Source organism: Compostibacillus humi, from assembly GCF_014637175.1.
GTDB lineage: Bacteria > Bacillota > Bacilli > Bacillales > Amphibacillaceae > Oceanobacillus > Oceanobacillus humi.
Genome location: NZ_BMEV01000038.1, coordinates 1 through 19,841 on the forward strand (window position 1 = coordinate 1; position 19,841 = coordinate 19,841).

23 protein-coding genes are annotated in these 19,841 nt (G+C 44.2%); 7 read left to right on the forward strand and 16 right to left on the reverse strand.

Going from position 1 to position 19,841, the window contains the following annotated elements; all coding sequences use genetic code 11:
* The 4 genes from IEV18_RS17605 to pta all read right to left on the reverse strand — a co-directional run.
* The coding region (locus tag IEV18_RS17605) for an IS3 family transposase (protein WP_188392347.1) at positions 1 to 148 on the reverse strand (148 nt) is incomplete at its 3' end.
* Positions 149 to 268: 120 nt separating this feature from the next.
* Positions 269 to 601: a helix-turn-helix domain-containing protein gene (locus tag IEV18_RS10580; protein WP_188392348.1), complete on the reverse strand. Its 333-nt coding sequence runs from the start codon at positions 599 to 601 to the stop codon at positions 269 to 271.
* A gap of 40 nt (positions 602 to 641) precedes the next feature.
* On the reverse strand, positions 642 to 965 hold the full coding sequence (locus IEV18_RS10585) for a helix-turn-helix domain-containing protein (RefSeq protein WP_188392349.1): 324 nt from the start codon (positions 963 to 965) through the stop codon (positions 642 to 644).
* A 91-nt stretch (positions 966 to 1,056) separates the two neighbouring features.
* Positions 1,057 to 2,034 carry a phosphate acetyltransferase gene (pta, locus tag IEV18_RS10590; RefSeq protein WP_188392350.1) on the reverse strand — a complete coding sequence of 326 codons (978 nt, stop codon included), beginning with the start codon at positions 2,032 to 2,034 and terminating at the stop codon, positions 1,057 to 1,059.
* 291 nt (positions 2,035 to 2,325) lie between these two features.
* On the opposite strand from pta, the gene hemQ reads away from it, so the two are divergent.
* The 4 genes from hemQ to IEV18_RS10610 all read left to right on the forward strand — a co-directional run bounded on the left by hemQ (position 2,326) and on the right by IEV18_RS10610 (position 4,767).
* Positions 2,326 to 3,075: a hydrogen peroxide-dependent heme synthase gene (gene hemQ, locus IEV18_RS10595; RefSeq protein WP_188392351.1), complete on the forward strand. Its 750-nt coding sequence runs from the start codon at positions 2,326 to 2,328 to the stop codon at positions 3,073 to 3,075.
* Positions 3,076 to 3,422: 347 nt separating this feature from the next.
* The gene (locus IEV18_RS10600) at positions 3,423 to 3,848 is read left to right on the forward strand and encodes a cell wall hydrolase (RefSeq protein ID WP_188392352.1); all 426 of its coding nucleotides are present in this window, start codon (positions 3,423 to 3,425) and stop codon (positions 3,846 to 3,848) included.
* A 71-nt stretch (positions 3,849 to 3,919) separates the two neighbouring features.
* Complete coding sequence (gene gerQ / locus IEV18_RS10605; RefSeq protein WP_188392353.1) at positions 3,920 to 4,399, forward strand: spore coat protein GerQ; 480 nt, start codon at positions 3,920 to 3,922, stop codon at positions 4,397 to 4,399.
* A gap of 119 nt (positions 4,400 to 4,518) precedes the next feature.
* Positions 4,519 to 4,767 (forward strand): hypothetical protein, encoded by a 249-nt coding sequence (locus IEV18_RS10610; protein WP_188392354.1) that lies wholly within the window; start codon positions 4,519 to 4,521, stop codon positions 4,765 to 4,767.
* On the opposite strand, the gene IEV18_RS10615 is transcribed toward IEV18_RS10610, so the two are convergent.
* From IEV18_RS10615 to IEV18_RS10635, 5 genes are all read right to left on the reverse strand, one after another.
* Positions 4,762 to 5,133 carry a DUF423 domain-containing protein gene (locus IEV18_RS10615; RefSeq protein ID WP_188392355.1) on the reverse strand — a complete coding sequence of 124 codons (372 nt, stop codon included), beginning with the start codon at positions 5,131 to 5,133 and terminating at the stop codon, positions 4,762 to 4,764. The genes IEV18_RS10610 and IEV18_RS10615 overlap by 6 nt on opposite strands.
* Positions 5,134 to 5,153: 20 nt before the next feature.
* Positions 5,154 to 5,435, reverse strand: coding sequence for a DUF5327 family protein (locus IEV18_RS10620; protein WP_188392356.1), 282 nt, complete (start codon positions 5,433 to 5,435; stop codon positions 5,154 to 5,156).
* Between the two features lie 364 nt (positions 5,436 to 5,799).
* Complete coding sequence (locus tag IEV18_RS10625) at positions 5,800 to 5,943, reverse strand: hypothetical protein (RefSeq protein WP_188392357.1); 144 nt, start codon at positions 5,941 to 5,943, stop codon at positions 5,800 to 5,802.
* Between the two features lie 148 nt (positions 5,944 to 6,091).
* Positions 6,092 to 6,400 (reverse strand): phasin family protein, encoded by a 309-nt coding sequence (locus tag IEV18_RS10630; protein WP_188392358.1) that lies wholly within the window; start codon positions 6,398 to 6,400, stop codon positions 6,092 to 6,094.
* Positions 6,393 to 8,054, reverse strand: a complete 1,662-nt coding sequence (locus IEV18_RS10635) for an ABC1 kinase family protein (protein WP_188392359.1) — start codon at positions 8,052 to 8,054, stop codon at positions 6,393 to 6,395. The genes IEV18_RS10630 and IEV18_RS10635 overlap by 8 nt, the downstream gene beginning before the upstream one ends.
* A gap of 150 nt (positions 8,055 to 8,204) precedes the next feature.
* On the opposite strand from IEV18_RS10635, the gene IEV18_RS10640 reads away from it, so the two are divergent.
* A complete protein-coding gene (locus tag IEV18_RS10640; RefSeq protein ID WP_188392360.1) occupies positions 8,205 to 9,551 on the forward strand; it encodes a YjiH family protein in 1,347 nt (448 codons plus the stop codon).
* A 244-nt stretch (positions 9,552 to 9,795) separates the two neighbouring features.
* Here the strand turns inward: IEV18_RS10640 and IEV18_RS10645 are convergent, their stop codons facing one another.
* The 3 genes from IEV18_RS10645 to IEV18_RS10655 all read right to left on the reverse strand — a co-directional run bounded on the left by IEV18_RS10645 (position 9,796) and on the right by IEV18_RS10655 (position 12,568).
* Positions 9,796 to 10,803 carry an acyltransferase family protein gene (locus tag IEV18_RS10645; protein WP_188392361.1) on the reverse strand — a complete coding sequence of 336 codons (1,008 nt, stop codon included), beginning with the start codon at positions 10,801 to 10,803 and terminating at the stop codon, positions 9,796 to 9,798.
* 196 nt (positions 10,804 to 10,999) lie between these two features.
* The gene (locus tag IEV18_RS10650) at positions 11,000 to 11,200 is read right to left on the reverse strand and encodes a cold-shock protein (protein WP_188392362.1); all 201 of its coding nucleotides are present in this window, start codon (positions 11,198 to 11,200) and stop codon (positions 11,000 to 11,002) included.
* Between the two features lie 132 nt (positions 11,201 to 11,332).
* Positions 11,333 to 12,568, reverse strand: coding sequence for a helix-turn-helix domain-containing protein (locus IEV18_RS10655; protein ID WP_188392363.1), 1,236 nt, complete (start codon positions 12,566 to 12,568; stop codon positions 11,333 to 11,335).
* Positions 12,569 to 12,737: 169 nt separating this feature from the next.
* Between IEV18_RS10655 and IEV18_RS10660 the strand changes: the two genes are divergently transcribed.
* Positions 12,738 to 14,006, forward strand: a complete 1,269-nt coding sequence (locus IEV18_RS10660; RefSeq protein ID WP_188392364.1) for an MFS transporter — start codon at positions 12,738 to 12,740, stop codon at positions 14,004 to 14,006.
* A gap of 111 nt (positions 14,007 to 14,117) precedes the next feature.
* On the opposite strand, the gene ku is transcribed toward IEV18_RS10660, so the two are convergent.
* Entirely contained in the window at positions 14,118 to 14,957 is an 840-nt protein-coding gene (gene ku / locus IEV18_RS10665; RefSeq protein WP_188392365.1) for a non-homologous end joining protein Ku, read from the reverse strand.
* A 106-nt stretch (positions 14,958 to 15,063) separates the two neighbouring features.
* Between ku and IEV18_RS10670 the strand changes: the two genes are divergently transcribed.
* Positions 15,064 to 16,860 carry a DNA ligase D gene (locus IEV18_RS10670; protein WP_188392366.1) on the forward strand — a complete coding sequence of 599 codons (1,797 nt, stop codon included), beginning with the start codon at positions 15,064 to 15,066 and terminating at the stop codon, positions 16,858 to 16,860.
* An 83-nt stretch (positions 16,861 to 16,943) separates the two neighbouring features.
* On the opposite strand, the gene IEV18_RS10675 is transcribed toward IEV18_RS10670, so the two are convergent.
* From IEV18_RS10675 to IEV18_RS10685, 3 genes are all read right to left on the reverse strand, one after another.
* Positions 16,944 to 18,338, reverse strand: coding sequence for an L-cystine transporter (locus tag IEV18_RS10675; RefSeq protein WP_188392367.1), 1,395 nt, complete (start codon positions 18,336 to 18,338; stop codon positions 16,944 to 16,946).
* 214 nt (positions 18,339 to 18,552) lie between these two features.
* Positions 18,553 to 18,912: a DUF488 domain-containing protein gene (locus tag IEV18_RS10680; RefSeq protein ID WP_373281916.1), complete on the reverse strand. Its 360-nt coding sequence runs from the start codon at positions 18,910 to 18,912 to the stop codon at positions 18,553 to 18,555.
* 15 nt (positions 18,913 to 18,927) lie between these two features.
* A complete protein-coding gene (locus IEV18_RS10685; protein ID WP_188392369.1) occupies positions 18,928 to 19,728 on the reverse strand; it encodes a TerC family protein in 801 nt (266 codons plus the stop codon).
* Between the last annotated feature and the right edge of the window lie 113 nt (positions 19,729 to 19,841).

Here is a 19,841-nt window from a genome sequence, read left to right on the forward strand (position 1 = left end):
GAATTCTTTTCTCGTTATACTGCTTCTTATATTTCCGGTTGATCACCATGGTTATTCGACGATATCCAAAGTTACCATGGTGCCTCTTGAATTCCTCTTTCACTTTTTTCATGCCATTCATTTTCCTTTTCGGATTCTGTTGGTTCATGTTTCAGCCATTTATAGTAACCGGAGCGTGATACATCTAAGATTTCACAGAGTAATAGAATCGGAGTATCTGTCTCCTCATGATAGTCATGAATGGCTTGGAATTTAGCTAAGTGTTTTCCTAGTCGCGCAGTCCCATCCCCCTTTCGATTTCCTTCAACTTTTTTAATAAGCCATTCTCCGCCTCTAAATACTGATTACGATGCTTCAGCTCTTTAATACGAAGCTGTAGTTTCTCTTCTTCTGTCAGCTGTTGCTTTGACTCTAAGGTCTTGCCACGACGATCTTGAAGACCTTGCTCCCCACTTTTTTCATACTTGCGTACCCAGCTATATACTTGTTGATAAGAGACACTATACTTTTCAGCTGCCCCACGATAGTCGCGATCGTTGGCAATCGTATATTGTACAATTTCGATACGCTCTTGAAGGTTGGTTTTACGCCCTTTAGTCACGGTTCCTCTTCCTTTACTAGTAGATTTTATCTTCTTCCCACTAGTATACTGATTTATCCAGTGACGTAAAACCGAATGAGATGAAATATTGAAGCTTTTCACAAGTCGTTCTTAAACTGCCTTCTCCATTTAAATAATATTCAACAGCTTCCCTTTTCAGCTCGCTGGAATACCCCTTCCATGTCCTCGAATCCTTTAAACCATCGACCCCATCTGCTTTATACTTACGAACCCATAAGTTAATCGTCGTCCTGTCAACAGCGTATTCTTCAGCAATCCTGCTTACAGATGCGCTCCCCTCCATGACACGTAATACTACCTCTATCCTTTCATTTAAAGTATGTTTACTACTCCTTTTCGACATAGAAAAAGCCCCCCATACAGTAATAGAGAATTTTTATTATTTCTCTGTCTACTGTATTGGGAGCATATCACAAATTCATGTGGTTTTTTCCTTATTTTCCTACAGCTTGCAGAGCCGTAATAATTGCTAAATTATAGACATCTTCCGCGCTGCAGCCCCGAGAAAGGTCGTTTACCGGTTTGTTTAGCCCTTGCAAAATCGGTCCAACAGCTTCAAAGTTGCCGAGGCGCTGAGCGATTTTATAGCCGATGTTCCCTGCTTCTAAGCTCGGGAAAATAAAGACGTTGGCATCCCCCTGGATGACCGCATCCGGCGCTTTTTTCTTCGCCACGCTCGGTACAATGGCGGCATCGAACTGGAATTCCCCGTCGATGACAAGCTGAGGATTTTTCTCTTTGGCAAGCTGCAATGCCTCTGCCACCTTTTCCGTTTCCGGGGACTTCGCTGAACCTTTCGTCGAGAAGCTGAGCATGGCAACCCGCGGATCAATATCGAACAGTTCGGCAGTTACTCCACTTTCCACGGCAATTTCCGCCAAGTCGTTTGCGTCCGGTGCAATATTAATGGCACAGTCGGCGAAAACGTATTTTTCTTCTCCGCGCACCATAATAAACACACCTGACGTTTTCTTCACGCCTTCTTTCGTCTTAATAATCTGCAATGCAGGGCGGACCGTATCCGCAGTCGAATGGGCTGCTCCACTCACTAATCCGTCGGCTTCCCCCATGTATACGAGCATCGTGCCGAAGTAGTTTTCATCCAGCAAAATTTTCCGTGCATCTTCTTCCGTCGCCTTCCCTTTCCGCCGCTCGACAAATTGACGGACCATCTCTTCAAACCGCTCGTAGCCGTTTGGATCGACAATGTCACATTGGGATACATCCGCTCCCGCCTGTTCCGCCTTCTTCGCAATTTCTTCCTTATCTCCGATTAAAATCGGCTGAACGACATTCTCTTTGCTTAAACGGCCAGCCGCAGCTAAAATGCGTTCGTCTAACCCTTCCGGAAAAACAATCCGTTTATTTTTGCCGCATACTTTTCCCTTTAGTTGTTCAAATAAATTGCTCATCCGTTCCAACCTCCACTATCTGTTACCTTTTACTCATTTATCATATCGGAAATACAATTTTGATGAAAGAATTCGGTCTTATTTATCAACATTTTTTGACAATCCTATGACAATCTTATTTCAATCGCCAAAATGACTTGCTCCTCGATGTTTATCCTTCCCCAAATATGCTATAGTAAAAGGCGGATAGTGATTTTTTTCACTATCTGCCGACAGAACATGTTGGCGAGTATGTTTCTCTTGTTCTTTTCCTATAATAGAAATTATGGACGAATAAAGGAGAGAGTATGAATGGCAGAAGCAGTAGTAACAATGGACGGCTGGTGCGCCTTGCATGATATGCGCAGCTTCGACTGGGCATCCTGGAAAGTCGCATCCGAAGAAGAACGCAAAAAAGCAGTAACAGAATTGAAAGAATTAATGGACAAATGGCAAGCAGTTGAAGATGCGAAAAACGGAAGCCATGCAGTATACAAAGTAGTCAGCACAAAAGCGGATCTAATGTTTATGTTCTTCCGCCCGACGATGGAAGAATTGGAGGAAATTAAGACCGAATTGAACAAATCGACAATCGGTGACTACTTAATTCCGAGCTATTCCTACGTTTCCATTGTGGAAATGACGAAACACAATCCGCTGGACGACGGGAAGGACCGGGAGCTGTCTCCTCAAGTGGAAGCACGGCTAAAACCGATTCTGCCAAAATGGGAGCATGCATGCTTCTATCCAATGTCCCGCCGCCGCTGGAGAGACTATAACTGGTTTGAAATCAGCCGTCAAGAGCGGACAAGACTGTTATATGAACACGGCATGACGGGAAGAAAATATGCCGGAAAAGTGAAAGAAATCATTACCGGTTCCATCGGTTTGGATGAATTCGAATGGGGAGTAACATTATTCGCCCATGATGCGTTACAGTTCAAGAAAATCGTATACGAAATGCGCTTCGATGAAGTAACCGCTAAATATGCCGAGTTCGGCGACTTCATCATCGGCAACTACTTGCCTAAAGAAGACGTGGACAAATACTTTGCCCTGTAAAAGCAAGAGAAGCTAATCTCAAAAAGAGGTTAGCTTTTTTTGTTTCGGCCTTGCCTCTACAGAAAAGCAGCTGAAGAAAGACCTCCTCCAGCACTTCCCCTGAACAAACATTTGTTTTAATTTGATAAACGGGACAGACTTCAGCAGACAGGAATTTTTCAACGAACGTTTGTTTTTATGCCTATCCAAGATGGAGTCTTTTGTTCAATCGTCTGTTCCATCCATGAGCAACTTTTCCAAATTTAAACCGGGTTCGGCAAAACTTGCTGTCATCTTTTTCCGGGCGAATACATACATATATTTATTGAACGTAACATCTCAGAATTAACAGAAATGAGGGGTATTCGTTGGCAGTTGTAGCACATACCGCAAGTGATGTCGACCTATTGGCAAGATTAATTCGGGCAGAAGCTGAAGGAGACGGCGACCTCGGCATGCTCATGGTCGGGAATACCGGGATTAACCGTGTCATCGCTGATTGCCTTGATTTTACCCATATACGGAATATTCGCGACATGGTCTTTCAAAGCCCCGGAGGTTTTGAGGCGACGCAAAAAGGGTATTTTTACCAGCGGGCCCGGGAAAATGAGAGACGTCTAGCCCGGCGCGCCATTAACGGAGAGCGCCATCATCCGGCAACAAACTCGCTATGGTTTTTTCGGCCGGCAGGAGATTGTCCGGCACAATGGTACGGGCAATGGAATGTGGGTAGATTTAAATCCCACTGTTTCTACGCTCCGACCCAAGCGGACTGTCCATCGGTGTACCGATAATTCACATTTTCTACAAAATTTGGGAAGTGCCTGGAACCGGCGGCACTTCACTTGAGCAGGAGGGGTTATTTATGTCTGAGAAAAATCAAAATTACGGGTACGGAGGAGTGCCCGGGTACGGGGTTCCATATTACCCGCACCAAGCATCATTTTATTATCCGGCGTACAACTATATGCGGACGTTTCCGCCGCAAAGCAGCCAAGGGTTCCCGGGCCAGCAAACGCAGCAGGCCCAGCAGCAGGCGGCTGACGTTCCGGGCATGCTGCCATTGGAGCAATCCTACATTGAAAACATTTTGCGCCTAAACCGGGGAAAATTGGCTACCGTCTACATGACATTCGAAAACAACACCGAATATAACTCGAGACAATTTAGAGGGGTTATCGAAGCGGCAGGAAGGGACCACATTATTCTAAGTGATCCGGAAACAGGAAGAAGATACTTGCTCTTGATGGTTTACTTGGATTACGTTGTTTTCGACGAGCCTATTAATTACGAATATCCTTTTGACTCCACCCAGCAGCAATTGGCAACTTATTCCCCGCGGTAACGATAAAAAGGATGACACAGCATAACGTGTCATCCTTTCTCTCCATTTTATCATGCCTATGTATGTACGGGCACACGGTTTCCTTGTCATGAAGGACATGCGAGTAAGGGGCGAAAAGAATGCGACATCCTGCCGAAAAGTTAATGATGATGGAATTCCTTTCCTTGCTGATCGCCTTTATATTTGGTCTGTTTGCCATTTTCTTTAAGCAAATTTTGTTCCTTTTATTCGGCGGTTATTTTCTTTGTTTCAGCCTTTTTTGTGATGGTCTGCTTCTTTCCCAGCGCCGGGATCCCCAGTCTGCCGGAAAGCAATGGCTGCGGGCCGGGGTTCTGTTTTTCCTCATTACGCTATTCCTTTTTCTATGACAGATATTTTATTGCTGCATAGCCGAGAAGAATCCAGCCGATTAAAAAGGAAAAACCGCCGATCGGGGTAATCATGGCAAAGCCTTTGATTGCGGTCGTCGAATAAATGTACAAGCTGCCGGAAAAAATAACGATTCCGATGAAAAACATCCAGCCGGCCCATGTTAAGCTCGGACTTTGAATTTTTGCCATGAGCAATCCGACAGCAAGGAGCGCCCCCGTATGGAACATCTGATAATCCACCGCTTTTTCCCAAGTCGTTAATGCCCGCTCAGAAATCTTCCCCTCGAGCCCATGAGCACCGAACGCTCCAAGAGCGACAGCTAAGAAACCGTTCAATGCACCTAATAATATAAATAGCTTCATTTGTCCTCCTCCGTCCTCTATTAAAAGTCGAAAATGGAAAGTCCGTTAGCATCATCTTCATCCAGTGGCTTGGAGGAAAGGGGATCTTTCCCTTGCCCTTCCCCAAGCATCATTTTCCGTTCCTCTTCCGTTATTTCCTGTTTCACCGGTTCTTCTTTCGCTTCTTCTTCCAAAAACAGTTCGCATAATAGCTTAATATTGGCAATATGATGGAGCATTTTTTCTTCATTATGCTGCTGTTCCTTCGCCTGATACGCTTCGTGAATCATTTTCGCCAATATTTTATTGTTATCGACGGCCATGACGAAACCTCCTTTATATCCAATCGTTTACAGAAGAAACGGACAGTTCTTGACTGCCCGGTATTTTTCATATTCCGTTTCCCTATTATATCATGTGCTATAAAACCTTGAAAAATTTGCAGGAGACAAAAAAAGCCCCCGGCTCAACCAGGGGATAAAGGATACTGAAACCGAATGCAAGTTTAACCCGCTAAATTTGCGGGATCCAAAGCGGGTTTAGGGCAGCAGTATACTTGCATCCGACTATGGAGGGGGGTGGAAAAAAATAAAACGAAAGCAGATCCCGCATTCCTTGCAGCGGCATGAAACCGCTGCAAGTCCAAATTTCGTCTATATCAACTTACAAAATGAAGTAAAACGCAAATTAAGATTTCGTCCACTCGTAAGATTCATTATGTTCATCCAAGTAACGGGCATAGAGCCAGCGCAAAAAGTTCAGCTCTTCATCCTTAAGCTGTCTGCCAAGTCTGTTCCTAAACTCTTCACAAACTTGCAAAAAGCTTATCATTCGTCTCCCTTCCTTTTTGAAGGATTTCTATTATTGTACATGGAATGGCAATTAAAATCAACAGTATTTTTTAAATAATTTAAATTTAACAAAAATAATATAATGTTGGCTTTGTAAAATAGAAAAAGGAGTGGACCGCAATAACGGTCTACTCCTTCGTAAGTTCCATAATCTTGTCTTCCAGTTCCTGAATGCGGATTCTCAGCTGTTCCACATCTTCTTTTGTAGCAATGCCAAATTCTTCAGCGGATTTCTTAATTTGATCCTTCTGTTTCGCCGACCATTCGTCTGTTTTTTTGTCCCCTTTTTCAATAAAGCTTTGCATCATGTTTTTTGCCTGTTCCTGGGTAATTTCATTTTTCTTTACTAATTCCTTCAGCTTTTCTTCCAATTTTTCCTTGCCGCTGATGGCCGCTCCAAGGCCGAGCAAAAACCCTTTGCGCAAATAATCACTCATAATGATCCCTCCTTATTTTTTGCTTGCGGATAAACCGGTAATGAATGAAAAGCACTGCGATTAAATTGACGAAAAACAGAATAAAAAGACTTAGACCAATATAGAAAAACAGTTTGCTTTCCATATGATGTCCATATACCGAGAGGAATACCCCTCCTAATGCCATCATAAAGGAAAGAAACTCAAGAAGTAAATAGTATTGATGTTTCATCCGCTGATAATGTTTTTCCTGATCCCATTGGCGGTTCTTTTCCCCGCTCTGCAAATAGGTTAAAAAAGCTCTCGGATAGGAAAGGAGCGGTTCGGCTGCATTTTTCGCATACTGCTTGGCGATGGATTCGGCAATACTTGCCCGGCCGAACCAATCTTTTATTTTCGGTTTCATCCATTGGACGATGTCAATGTCAGGATTGATTTCGTACAGCAGCCCGACGACGATGGAAATCGCCCGGAGCAAATAGGCATAATCTGCCGGCAGCTGGATCGCCTGATCTTTGACGATTGTATTCACTTCTTCCTGAATTAATTCCAAAGCTTGGGCATCTAGATTTTTCAGCGACCCGTCCGAGTACATATCGATCGTTTCCTCGATCATTTTTTTCAATTTTTTCCGGTCGGCATGGGGAAGGATAAAGTTCATCTTATCCAATGCATCGATGACGATATCATAATTGTCGATGAGGAATCCTTGAACGAGAAGCTTAAACTGTTCAATATCGGCGTGGCTGATTTCGCCAACCATGCCAAAGTCGATAATGCCGACCCGGCCGTTTTTTTCGATGAATATATTTCCTGCATGGGGATCGGCATGAAATTTTCCGGCGGTAAGAAACTGTTCCAAATAGAAGTCAAAAATAATCTTTGACGTTTCTTCAATCGATATACCGTGTTTTTTCATAAAAGCTGTATCCGTTATTTTTTCCCCGTCAATCCATTCCATAACGATTACTTTCGAAGTGCTTAACTGTTCATAGTAGTAAGGAATATGAATATTCGGATTGTCTTTATATTTCTCGTGGAAAAACTTCCCGAAAGCGAGCTCCTGCTCGAAATCCAGCTCCCGGTCCATGACGAAGACGATCTCTTTATACAAAGCATTTAAATCGCTCCGTTTTCCAAACGAAGTGAATACTTTCAAAATCCAAAACACCATCCGGAGAGCAATGAAATCCCGGTGAAATACTTCATCAATCCGGAAACGGCGGACTTTAATGGCAACTTTGCTGCCGTCTTTCAATATTCCTTCGTACACTTCCCCGATGGAAGCGGAAGCAATCGGTTTTTCCCCAATATGCTGCAAATGGGCGGAAATATCCGTCTTCCATTCTACCTCCAGCACTCCTTTTGCATAAGCAAAAGGCATCGGCGGAACCCGGTCAACGAGCCCGGTAATTTCGCGGATAAAGACGTCTGGCAAAAAGTCTGTCCTCGTGCTGAGGAACTGGCCGACTTTCACGAGCAGCCCACCTAATTTTTCGGCCTTTTCGCGATATTCCTGCCCCATTTTGCGCAGCATATGATTCCATTTTTCCTTCGTTTTATAGTCCCATACAGAATGGCGGAAGTGGAAAAAATAAATTTTCCAAATAAATTTTATCGCCATGCCGACGATGATCGTAAAACGGTAAACGAGATTGTATTTAAGCCTCTTCATACGGAATCCCCTTTAATTATGTCTTTACATTAAACTTATCCTATTTGCAAAAGCTAATTCAAATGAGACGGAAAAAAGTTATTGCATATTTAATAGTTTGTATGTATAATTATTCATCATCGACAATTATCGACAGAAAGGTTGAACTTCATGAAATCATATCATTTATCTGATCATCTTAAATTTATTCTTCCATCTTTGGCAGGAATTTTTCTCTTTATGATTCCAGTACCGAGCGGGGACGGAATGACAATCCCGGTCTCCGTTCTTGCCGGCTGGGCACAGGATCTATTGGCAAATCATTTGTCATTGATTATGATGATTATTATCATCATTACTGCATTGGCATCCATTATCGCCAAAATCGCCGGAAAAGAGGTATTAGCCAAAACGCCCTTTTTCCAAAATTTATTTTATACAAATGGGTTTTGGCTGACGACGAGAATTTTAGCTGCCGTATTTGCTGTTATGGTCTACTTCCAGCTCGGACCGGAAGCTGTACATGGCCCAAATACCGGCCAGCTGCTGCTGGATAGTTTATTGCACGTCTTATTTGCCGTCTTTTTATTTGCCGGGGTATTTTTACCCCTCTTGACGAATTTTGGTTTGCTGGAATTATTCGGCGCTTTTATGACGAAAATCATGCGCCCCCTCTTTAAATTGCCTGGCCGCTCTTCCATTGATGCATTAGCATCGTGGATCGGGGACGGCACCATCGGAGTATTGCTGACGAGCAAGCAGTACGAAGGCGGATTTTATACAAAACGGGAAGCTGCCGTGATTGGAACGACCTTCTCTGTTGTTTCCATTACGTTCTCTTTAGTTGTATTGGCTGAAGTCGGGCTGTCCCATCTGTTTGTACCGTTTTACTTGACGATCGTGGCTGCTGGATTCGTTGCAGCGATTATTATGCCGAGAATTCCTCCTCTATCGAAAAAGGCAGATACGTATGTTAACGGGGAGAAAACATCGGCTAATGCAGAAGAAGCACCAGCCAATACGAGCATTGTAAAATTTGGTTACGAAAAGGCGCTGGATCGGGCCAAACAGGAAACGAGCGTGTATAAATTTTTCAAAGAAGGCGGACAAAACATTCTCGATATGTGGATGGGTGTTGCACCGATTGTCATGGCCTTCGGACTTATCGCTTTAATTATTGCTGAGTATACGCCGTTCTTCCAGTGGCTCGGGGCACCGTTTGTTCCGCTATTGAAACTGATGCAAATCCCTTTTGCGGAGGAAGCTAGCCAGACGATTCTTATCGGTTTTGCCGACATGTTCCTGCCTGCCATTATCGGTTCGGGCATTGAAGCAGAAATTACCCGCTTTATTATCGCAGCCTTATCCGTAACCCAGCTCATTTACATGTCTGAAGTGGGCGGATTGCTCTTAGGTTCCAAAATTCCTGTGAACTTATTTGATTTAATTGTTATCTTCCTATTGCGTACGATTATTACGTTACCGATTATCACCTTGATTGCCCATATTATTTTTTAAAGGAAAAGCTCCGGTTTTGCCCGGAGCTTCTTTGTTTAAATCGGTCATTTGATCTAAGTTATCGGCGCTTTCCTTCAGATATCGGCTTTTTTCGAAATTTATCGAGCGAAACGGCGCCTGCTCTTATATCGGCGGTCGGGCTCTGGAGATTTCGGCATTTCACTTCTAAAGCTATATCGGCGTTCCTAAATACCCCCCTCTCTCATAATAAAAAACCGCATGGCCCCATGCGGTTTTTTCCTATTTAAACGTGACCGTGTTTGCGCTGCATCCGTAAATTCCGCAAGATGCTCGCTTTTCCTTCGATAAAGGGCTGCCAAACGGCAACGAGCAATTTCGAGGAAAGCAAAATGACAATAAACGCAGCAATAACAGCCAATCCTAATATGTCAAGAACACTGTCTACAACAAACAGTTCTTTCTCCCGAATGAACTGGATGAAAAATCCATGCAGTAAATATACATAAATCGTTTTTCTCCCTAAATCGGTCCACCAGCCAAAATGCTTTTGCGGAATCCAGGCCAGGACGCTTACGGCCATCACCGTTGCAGCCAAGTATACGCCAAGTCTGGCAATGCCGCCGAATTCTTCCATCCCGAGATCAATATAGGATTTGGAAGCTAACAGCCAGCCGGAATTAAACTCCGGTGCGATATGAAGGACGATAGCCATGGCAACCAGAATCAAGATGGCAGCAACTTTTACTGCTTTTCGCTTTACGGTCATCATTTGCGGTAAAGTGAGCCAATATCCGGCGAGGAAAAACGGGAAAAATACGATTGTCCGCGACAGACTGAATGTATGGCCAATATCCCCTATGTAACCGACGATAATGCCGGCAAAAACGGCAAGGGGCAGTCCCCATTTTGCCGGAATTCGCTTAAAGAAAATTAAAAGAATATGCCAGCAAAACAGGCTGAACAGGAACCATAAAGACCAATGCGGATAAAAAATTCCCGCATTCCATCCGTCTTTGCCGATAAAGAAATAGTAGACGGTGTATATGAGTTGGAAAATGAGATACGGTACGATCAATTTTTTTACCAGTTTCAATATATAGGATTTCTCCCCGGATCCTTTGGCAAAAAATCCGGAAACGAGAATAAACGCCGGCATGTGAAACGTGTAAATCCATACATAGAGTGTGTGAATCCATTCGGCTTCCCCAGTATACGGCTGAATTAAATGACCAAAAACGACGAGAAAGATGAGTAATCCTTTAGCGTTGTCAAAATATGCGCTTCTTTCCATGACCTCTCCCTCTCTCTCAAAAGTATGGTGCAATACATACCATACTCCCTTTCCTCAAAAAAATCATCTAAAACAGCCCAATTACATACAATTGTTGGCATGCTGTAAATATTGTAAAATACGGGTAATTTCTGAAATAAAAAACACCCGAAGCACATTTACTCCGGGTGTTGCCCTTCTGATCGGACGGGGAGAATTATCCGATGACCACATTGGCTGCCTGAGGTCCTCGCTCGCCTTCCACAATATCAAACGTTACCGCCTGTCCTTCTTCCAGCGTTTTAAACCCTTCTCCCTGAATGGCAGAGTAATGCACGAATACATCGTCTCCGCCATCCATTTCGATAAATCCGTAACCCTTCTCTGAATTAAACCATTTTACTGTACCGTGATTCATAGAAAAAAATTCCTCCACTTTCATCCTTAGATAAGCATAAGAAAACGAAAAACGAATTTCGTTTTCTTATTAGTTTTACTTTGGCTTGTTTGTTAAAAATTATTCTTTAAAAAGGAGGTACTTTAATACAAATTAATTTTTTATTGCATCCACAATTTTCCGGTATGTTTCTTCGGTTAGTTCTGTATACTTCGTAGGAGTGAGCGTGCTGAAGTTTTCCTTTGCCAATGTTATATACCGGAGGGCATGCTCCACATTGCCAAGCTTCCACTGGCAAAGCGCTTTATACGTATCAGCGATATGGAGCAGGGATAAGTCGTAAGGGTGGTGCAAATTATCAGGAATGGTAACTTTCTCCAGCTGCGAAAAGGCCTCTTCATATTTGCCGAGCCCATACAGCGCCTTTCCCTTGGCGACGGTAAAATGGGGTTCGGAAATAGCGGGAAATTCCTTTCCATATTTCTCCATCAACCGCAACGCTCCCTGATAATCCCCATCTTGAAACATCTTTTTTTCCGCTAATGCGAGGGCAGTAAAAGCTTCATAAAAAGGGTCTTCGGCAAATTTCCCGTAATGGATTAACCTGTCATTGTAATAAGCGAGCATGCCGCTATCATGGAATAAAATTCCGTACCCTACTGCAAGCCGGAACAAATCGTCAATCCGGTAAAAAATTTTGTTGTTTCGAGAAAATTCAACAGCTTCTTCTAAAACTGCCAAGGCCTTTTTCACGTCTCCAATAGCAAGCAGAAAACATACTTCCGTATAGTCAAATTCCAGCCGGGTGACCGGATCTAAATATACTTCCTTCTCCTTAAAAGATTTTTTTTCATTTAATAATACGTTCAGTGCCCCTTCATAATCCCGCTTGGCAAAAATTGCAAAGGAGCGGAATACACCGATGGCTGCTCTTCTCGTCGGCACGTGCAATGCTTCATACATTTCCGCTGCTTTCTTTAACGGTTCTTCCCAGCGGTCCTGCTTGGAATAAAACCTGCTATAGCTGTACAGTTCCAGCAGCCGGGCGGATTCATAGCTTTCCGTCAATTCATTCAATACCGGCTGAATCAGCTCTCCCACTTTTTTATATTTATCCAAGGTTTCCTCTACATTTGTTCTGTCTTTAAAATAAATTTTTTCTGCCTTTTCCAAGAGTGACTTTAATTTTTGTCTATTTTCCTCCTGCAGCAGTTCTGACACGGAAACACCGAGCTGCTCCGCAATATAGGCCAGACTTTCCATGGAAGGTTTAGCTTTGTTGTTTTCAATCAGACTTAACATCCCTTTGGAAAGCTTTTTTCCAGCCAGTTCCTCTTGGGTCATTCGTTTTTCTTTTCTTAATTGCCGTATCCGATCTCCTAGTTCCACGAAATCCACCCCCATCATTAATTCAATTATATTAAACAACCTTAGTTTTGAAAAGGGATGTATTTTTGCATTTGTTTAATTTAATTAAAATTTATATTGAAACAACTGCAACTATTAGTTATAATAAGTTTAACTTAATTAAACAAATAAAAAGGAGATGAATATGGCAATGAAGGAAAGACAAAAAATGAAACGGGCGGTCTATCATTTATGGACATTTACCATCAGCAAATTTATCTCAAATTTTGGGGCTCAGATTTTTGCCTTTGCGGTAAGTTTCTACATTTTGCAAGTGACCGGTTCTGCTTCCAGCTTTGCCATTAATTTGCTGTGCAATGTACTGCCAAGAATTGCTGCAGGTCCATTCGCAGGGTTAGCCGCTGACCGTTTTTCGCGGAAAAAAATCATTATACTTTCCCATCTCATTACCGGAGTAACTATACTTGGATTAATCCTCCTTCACATTTATTCTTCCGAAGTATCTATTCCTATTTTGTATGCAGCAACGGCTATTTTTTCTCTGGCATCATCCTTTTCTGGAATCGCCTTTACTTCCAGCATTACCAGTTTAGTGGATCATGAACAGATTCAAAGAGCGATGTCATTAAATCAGATGGTCATTTCCATGGCAGCTGTCGCCAGCCCTGCCGCGGGAGGGATATTATACGGCTTCCTTTCCCTTCACCTTATATTTATGATCTATTTTGCAGCCATCATCATTGCTTTAATTTTAGAAGCTACCATGGATTTTACTCTGTACGGAAAGCCGCGAACGGAAAATATACAGGAGTCCATGTGGGTAAATATGAAGAAAGGTTTCGTCTACGTCAAGGGCAGTACGATACTCGTTACAATTATTTCCATCGCCTTTGTCGTGAACTTTTTCATGGGCGCATTCCAAGTCGGCTATTCGTATATTTTAATCGACCAATTGAAGATGCCTGCCGAACATTTTGGGATTGCAGAAAGTGCATTGGCCATCGGCATGCTCGTCATCGCAATCTATATGTCCATGGCGAAAGAATTTAAATACCCGTTAGTTATATCGAAATACGGAATTCTCTTCTTAGGACTGATTATCGGCGTATATTCCCTGCCTCTCATCATTTCATTTTCCTATTGGCTTGTCTTTGCCTATTTTTCTGTACTTATGTTCCTAATTGGGGCATCAACGACATTTATTAATACACCGATTCAAGTGATGATGCAGCGAGATATTGATGATGAATATAAGGGCCGGGTGTTTTCCATTGTGGAGACAGGAGCACAAGCCCTCGTTCCTGCCGGCACCCTTCTTTTCGGCGTATTATACGATCTTTTCCCTGCTCCTTGGATTATGACCAGTTCTGCATGCTTGCTGATGGCTTCCGTTCTCTTTTTGGCGCGGTCCACAGTAATTCAAAAAGTATATCCGGAAAAGTTTGAGCAAATTTCGTAATACACCGAATGCCGATATTCTCGAAAGTTCCGCCGATATCCTGAATGGGGGCGCCGATAAACTTACATCCCGCCTGCCCCTCTGACAAAGGAAAGAGCGTTTCTCTGTTTTTTAAGATGTTGCTTTTTTCTTCGATGCAGTTTTTTTCCGTTTCGGCTGCTTCGGTTTTGGCTTGTCCTTTTTCGCTTTTTCTAGCGATGCCTGCAATGCTTCCATTAAATTTGCCACGTTCTCCGGTTTCGGCGCATCTTTTGCGGTTGCGGTCTGTTCTTTATTTTTCTTCTGTTCGATCAACTCCAGCAGGGCATTGCGGTAATCGTCCGTATATTTTTCCGGTTCAAAGGCGGTCGTCAACTGGTCAATCAGCAATTTTGCCGTGTCCAGTTCCTTCTTATCCAAAGCGGTTTCTTCCGGTATATTCGGAACGTCCGCCACGTTGCGCACTTCATCAGGATAATGAATCGTTTCCGCCACAAGCACATTTTTATAAACGCGGATGACGGCAAGCTGTTCTTTTGAGCGGATCATCATTTTCGCTACACCGATTTTCCCCGTATCTTCCAGCGCCTGCCGCAATAAATGATATGCCTTGCTCCCGCCTTCATTCGGGGATAAATAATAGCTTTTCTCAAAATAAATCGGATCGATTTCCTCCAGTTTGACAAAATCGATTATTTCCACCGCTTTATCTTCCTGTTCCTTGCGCAGCGCTTCCATCTCTTCATCGTCAAGGATGACAAATTTGTTTTTCGCATATTCGTACGCCTTTACGATTTCATCCTGCTTCACTTCCCGGTCGCAATTCGGGCACACCTTTTCGTACTTTATCGGCGAATGGCATTCTTTATGAAGCTGCCGTAATTTTACATCTTTATTTTCCGTTGCCGCGTGCATTTTTACCGGAATATTGACCAGCCCGAAACTGATCGTTCCTTTCCACATCGTATGCATAAAAAATCCCCCTTTTCCTTCTAGTTTCCGAAAGATATGTATTTTTATCCGCGCATTCAGCCAATTTATAAAGGATAACTGCTCCGCAATGGGAGGGAGTTGAACGATGAACTATATGAAGCCGATTCCGGCTGAGGAAATTCCCATAGGTCCTGAGTGGATGTATGAAATAAAGTATGACGGCTTTCGCGCGATGCTTACGATTCAGCAAGGCGGTACCGTTACGTTAATCACAAAAAACAAACACGACTTTACAGAAAAATTCCCGGAAATCGTCCGCTGCTGCAGCGAACTGCTTGAAGTGCTCCGCCCGTTTCTTCCTTTAAAGCTCGATGGGGAGCTCGTAGTCTTAAATCACGATAGACAGGCAAATTTTGCTTTAATTCAGAAACGGGGCAGGCTGAAAAATAAGGAAAAAATCGAAAAGGCTTCCCTTGAACGTCCCGCTGCCTTCCTTGCCTTTGATCTGTTGGAAACGGGCGGAAAATCCTTCCACGATGAGCGATATTCAGAAAGAAAGGCAGCTTTGGAAAACATATTTCAAGACGTGCACCATCCTGTTTTGCAATATGTGGAAGCTTATAAAAATGCAGAAGAGATAACGAAAGCTGTATTTGCTGCCAAAGGAGAAGGCATTATTGCGAAACGGAAGGAAAGCAAATACATACCGGGGAAAAACCACCGGGACTGGTTCAAAATTAAAAATTGGCGCACAGTTGACGGCTTTTTGACAGCGTATGAACCGAAAAACGGCTATTTTACCGTGGCGGTCTACGAAGGAAAACAAATCCGGGAACTTGGTTCATGCAAACACGGACTCGATTCGCAAACGTATGACACGGTACGGGAAGTCTTTTTGCAGCAAGGAGAAAAAAGACAAGGATATTATGTTCTTCCCCCCGCAATCTGCGCTCGGGTCCAAACACTGGATTTATATGAAGGCGAATTGAGGGAGCCGAATTTCCATTCCATTTTGCCTGAAGCGGCGCCAGAAGAATTTACCTACGAAAAGGCGCTATTCGACATGGCGATGATACCGGAAGAAATCGAAGTGTCGAACGCCGACAAAATATTTTGGCCGGTGCCAAAATGGACGAAACAGGATTTGCTCATCTACCTGCGGGAAATCGCACCCTATATGCTTCCCTTTTTGCAAAACCGGCTTCTTACCGTCATCCGCTGCCCCGACGGAGTGGAGGGTGAATCTTTTTTTCAAAAACATCTCCCTGATTACGCGCCGGAATTTTTGGAAGGCATCGGAACCGGAGACGAAAAGCATATCGTTTGCAACGAACTGCGGCCGCTCGTTTGGCTCGGCAATCACGGAGCGATTGAATACCATGTCCCCTTCGCAACGGTGGAGAGCCCTTATCCGAGTGAAATCGTCTTTGATTTGGATCCGCCAGGAAGGGAAGCGTTTCCGGTCGCCGTTTTTGCCGCCCGGCTCCTGAAACAATTGCTCGACCACTTGGAATTAACATCCTTCGTAAAAACGTCAGGCAATAAAGGAATGCAAGTGTATATTCCGATTCCGCCGGGAAGCATGACTTACGAAGATACGGGGGTGTTTACCCAAGGCATCGCCTGGACGATGGAAGAGGCGCACCCGGACTTGTTTACGACGGAAAGGATGAAAAAGAAGCGGAACGGCAAGCTCTATATCGATTACGTACAGCACGGGGAAGGAAAAACGATTATCGCCCCCTACTCGCCAAGAAAAACGAAGGAAGGAACGGTTGCTGCTCCCCTGTTTTGGGAGGAGGTGCAGGAAAATTTGCGGCCGGAACAGTTCACCATCCGGAATGTCGTCGAACGGGTAAAAACTTTCGGATGTCCTTTCCGGGATTATTTCGTCGTCCAGAAAAAGCAACATTTGCAAAAAGTGCTCGATTTTATCAAATAAAGGATACACTGGCACGGCCGGTGCATCCGATTTTCCCGAAAAAAAGCACCGACTGTTAAAAGCCGGTACTTTTCCTATCGGGTTTACACCGAAGTGGATTCCACGATATTCGTTTTTTCGTTAAACTTCTTCATATCGATATTTTTTAAGATTTTCGACGTTATCGTTCCGGAAATCATCGAACCGTTCACATTCAATGCAGTACGGCCCATATCGATAAAGGCTTCAATGGAAATGAGCAGTCCCGCGAGTCCTACCGGCAGTCCCATGGAAGACAGGACGATAATTGCAGCAAAGGTTGCTCCGCCGCCGACGCCGGCTACCCCGAAGGAACTGATAGCAATAATCAGAACGAGCTGAATGAGAAATTCCGGTGATAACGGATTAATGCCGACGGTCGGCGCAATCATAATCGCCAGCATGGCCGGATAGATTCCCGCACAGCCATTTTGCCCCATCGTTGCCCCGAATGTTGCGGACATGTTGGCTACCCCTTCGTTGACACCGAGGGATTCCCGCTGTGCCTGGATGTTAAGCGGAATTGTTCCGGCACTGGAACGGGACGTAAAGGCAAACCCGAGAACTGGGATTACTTTCCGCAAATAGGTAAGCGGGTTTAATCCGAAGAATCCGACTAACACTAAATGGATAACAAACATAATTCCAAGTGCTACGTAGGATGCAAGGACAAATTTTCCTAGTTGAATAATTCCCGCAAAATTCGTATTGGCAATCATATTCGCCATTAACGCCAGCACACCAAAAGGAGTCAGGCGCAGCACTAATGTTACAAGCCGCATAACGACGGCATAAAACGAATTAATGATTTTCACAAATAGTTCTCCGTGTTCCGGCTCCTTCCGTTTGACTCCGAGTACAGCAATTCCGATTAAAATCGAGAATAACACGACGGCAATGACCGATGTCGGCCGATCTCCGGTCATATCGAGGAAAATATTGCTCGGGATAAAGTTCAAAATCCGCTGTGGCGTCGTTTGGTCTTCAATTTCCGCATAGCGCTCCTCCAGCGCCTGAGCCCGTTCGTTTTCTGCCTGGCCGACTTCAATTTCCTCCGCATTTAAGTCGAAGACAAGGGCGGAGCCAATCCCGATAACGGCAGCAACCGCCGTCGTCGAAATTAAAATCCCGATAATCCAGCCCGCCATTTTCCCTAATTCTTTCGTTTTTTCCAGATTAATAATGGCGCGGATAATGGAAACCATTACGAGAGGTACGACGATGACCATTAGCAGCCGGACATAGCCGCTGCCGACAATGCTGTACCAGTCGAGGGTCCCCGTTAATACAGGCGACTCGCTGCCGTAAGTGACCTGGAGAATGGCACCTAATACAATCCCAAGTCCCATCCCCGCAAAAACCCGCTTCGAAAAGGAAACGTGCTTTCTTTGCATATAAACTAATAAACTGATAAGTGCTAATAATATTAATACATTAAGGGTAATAAACAGACCATCCATGATGTTTTCTCCTTTCCCATTTTTCCCTAATATTATTAAATGCTAATTAATCCTATTAGGTTACTAAGGATTAATATACATGGTAAAATTTATATTTGCAAGAAATAAATATTATGCAAAAAAAGGGAAAAAGCATGCTGCTTATGCAAAGTTTTCCCTGAAGGAAAAATATCATTCCACGAAAAAACGCCTGCAGCATACAGGCGTTTCCTTTTTATTCCATTTCGCCGCGGAGAACTTCTTCCAATACCCGGGCATGGTTATATGCTTCATCTTTGGCAGCGTATAGCAAAGTCACCTTCTGCTCGGAGGCGGCGTTTCTAAGCCATTGCAGCGCTTCCTGCCTTTCACTGTTTTTTAACTCTTCCTTGTATTTTTCCTTAAATGCAAGGAATTTTTCCGGATCATGTCCAAACCATTTGCGCAGCTCCGGCGACGGGCCAATCTCCTTGAGCCAGCGATCCACTTGAGCTTTTTCCTTCGACATGCCCCGCGGCCAGAGCCGGTCTACAAGAACGCGCAGTCCGTCCGATCGTTCCGGCGGCTCGTATACCCGCTTCACTTGCAATTCCAATGGCAACGCCGCTCCTTACACTTCGGTAGGCTGCTTTTTCTTCGAGCCGGAAGCAAACCAGCCGATGACGGCAATCAGCACCAACACGCCGTAGAAAATGATCTTCCATAACGTGGAATGCGGAAATTCATGCGGTATAATGCCGATGGCGTCATGGGCAAGAACCATCACCGCAAGTTTGACACCTACCCAGCCGACAATGAGGAATGCAGCCATTTCCAGGCCGGGCCGTTTATGGAGAAGATCGACAAAAATATTCGCAGCAAAGCGCATGATGATTACTCCCATCATCCCGCCGGCAAAAACGACGAAAAACTGGGCCGCATCCAGGCTGCCGATCGTCCCCAATCCGCTTGGAGTAAGGGCCATTGCCAGCGCAACAGCAGCTAAAATGGAATCAACGGCGAAGGCCAGGTCGGCAAACTCGACTTTTGCGACGGTCCACCAAAACTGGGCCGGCGTCGCTTCTTGAAGCACGCCATTCTCCGCTCCCGCTGCCGCCGCTTCTGCGTCAGTCTCCTCATGTTTCGGCTTCATCCGGTCATACAAGTTCTTAAAGGAAATAAACAGCAAATACGCCGCTCCCAGTGCTTGTACTTGCCAAACATCGACAAGAAAGGAAATGATAAACAGGGAGCCAAGGCGGAGAATAAACGCTCCTGCCAGTCCATAAAACAATGCCCGTTTGCGCTGTTTTTCCGGCAAATGGCGCACCATAATCGCCAAAACGAGGGCATTGTCAGCGGCAAGCAGCCCTTCCAGACCGACTAGCACGACAAGCACCCATAAGTATTCCAAAATCAATTCTATACCCATACTCTCTCTCCTTGTAAAAAGTCTCACCGACAGAAAAGCACATAAAAAAGACCTTTACCTGCCAGTGGTAAAGGTCTCGCTAACAACAGTCCGTTGCCAATTTAAGCCGGAGA

Bases quoted from the DNA above. Each gene is read 5' to 3' on its own strand.
- ku (WP_188392365.1), bottom strand. From the start codon at position 14,957: ATGCATACGATGTGGAAAGGAACGATCAGTTTCGGGCTGGTCAATATT.
- IEV18_RS10660 (WP_188392364.1), top strand. From the start codon at position 12,738: ATGAAGGAAAGACAAAAAATGAAACGGGCGGTCTATCATTTATGGACA.
- IEV18_RS10645 (WP_188392361.1), bottom strand. From the start codon at position 10,803: ATGGAAAGAAGCGCATATTTTGACAACGCTAAAGGATTACTCATCTTT.
- gerQ (WP_188392353.1), top strand. From the start codon at position 3,920: ATGTCTGAGAAAAATCAAAATTACGGGTACGGAGGAGTGCCCGGGTAC.
- IEV18_RS10670 (WP_188392366.1), top strand. From the start codon at position 15,064: ATGAACTATATGAAGCCGATTCCGGCTGAGGAAATTCCCATAGGTCCT.
- IEV18_RS10685 (WP_188392369.1), bottom strand. From the start codon at position 19,728: ATGGGTATAGAATTGATTTTGGAATACTTATGGGTGCTTGTCGTGCTA.
- IEV18_RS10635 (WP_188392359.1), bottom strand. From the start codon at position 8,054: ATGAAGAGGCTTAAATACAATCTCGTTTACCGTTTTACGATCATCGTC.
- IEV18_RS10615 (WP_188392355.1), bottom strand. From the start codon at position 5,133: ATGAAGCTATTTATATTATTAGGTGCATTGAACGGTTTCTTAGCTGTC.
- IEV18_RS10640 (WP_188392360.1), top strand. From the start codon at position 8,205: ATGAAATCATATCATTTATCTGATCATCTTAAATTTATTCTTCCATCT.
- hemQ (WP_188392351.1), top strand. From the start codon at position 2,326: ATGGCAGAAGCAGTAGTAACAATGGACGGCTGGTGCGCCTTGCATGAT.
- IEV18_RS10625 (WP_188392357.1), bottom strand. From the start codon at position 5,943: ATGATAAGCTTTTTGCAAGTTTGTGAAGAGTTTAGGAACAGACTTGGC.
- IEV18_RS10610 (WP_188392354.1), top strand. From the start codon at position 4,519: ATGCGACATCCTGCCGAAAAGTTAATGATGATGGAATTCCTTTCCTTG.
- IEV18_RS10650 (WP_188392362.1), bottom strand. From the start codon at position 11,200: ATGAATCACGGTACAGTAAAATGGTTTAATTCAGAGAAGGGTTACGGA.
- IEV18_RS10620 (WP_188392356.1), bottom strand. From the start codon at position 5,435: ATGGCCGTCGATAACAATAAAATATTGGCGAAAATGATTCACGAAGCG.
- pta (WP_188392350.1), bottom strand. From the start codon at position 2,034: ATGAGCAATTTATTTGAACAACTAAAGGGAAAAGTATGCGGCAAAAAT.
- IEV18_RS10630 (WP_188392358.1), bottom strand. From the start codon at position 6,400: ATGAGTGATTATTTGCGCAAAGGGTTTTTGCTCGGCCTTGGAGCGGCC.
- IEV18_RS10675 (WP_188392367.1), bottom strand. From the start codon at position 18,338: ATGGATGGTCTGTTTATTACCCTTAATGTATTAATATTATTAGCACTT.
- IEV18_RS10585 (WP_188392349.1), bottom strand. From the start codon at position 965: ATGTCGAAAAGGAGTAGTAAACATACTTTAAATGAAAGGATAGAGGTA.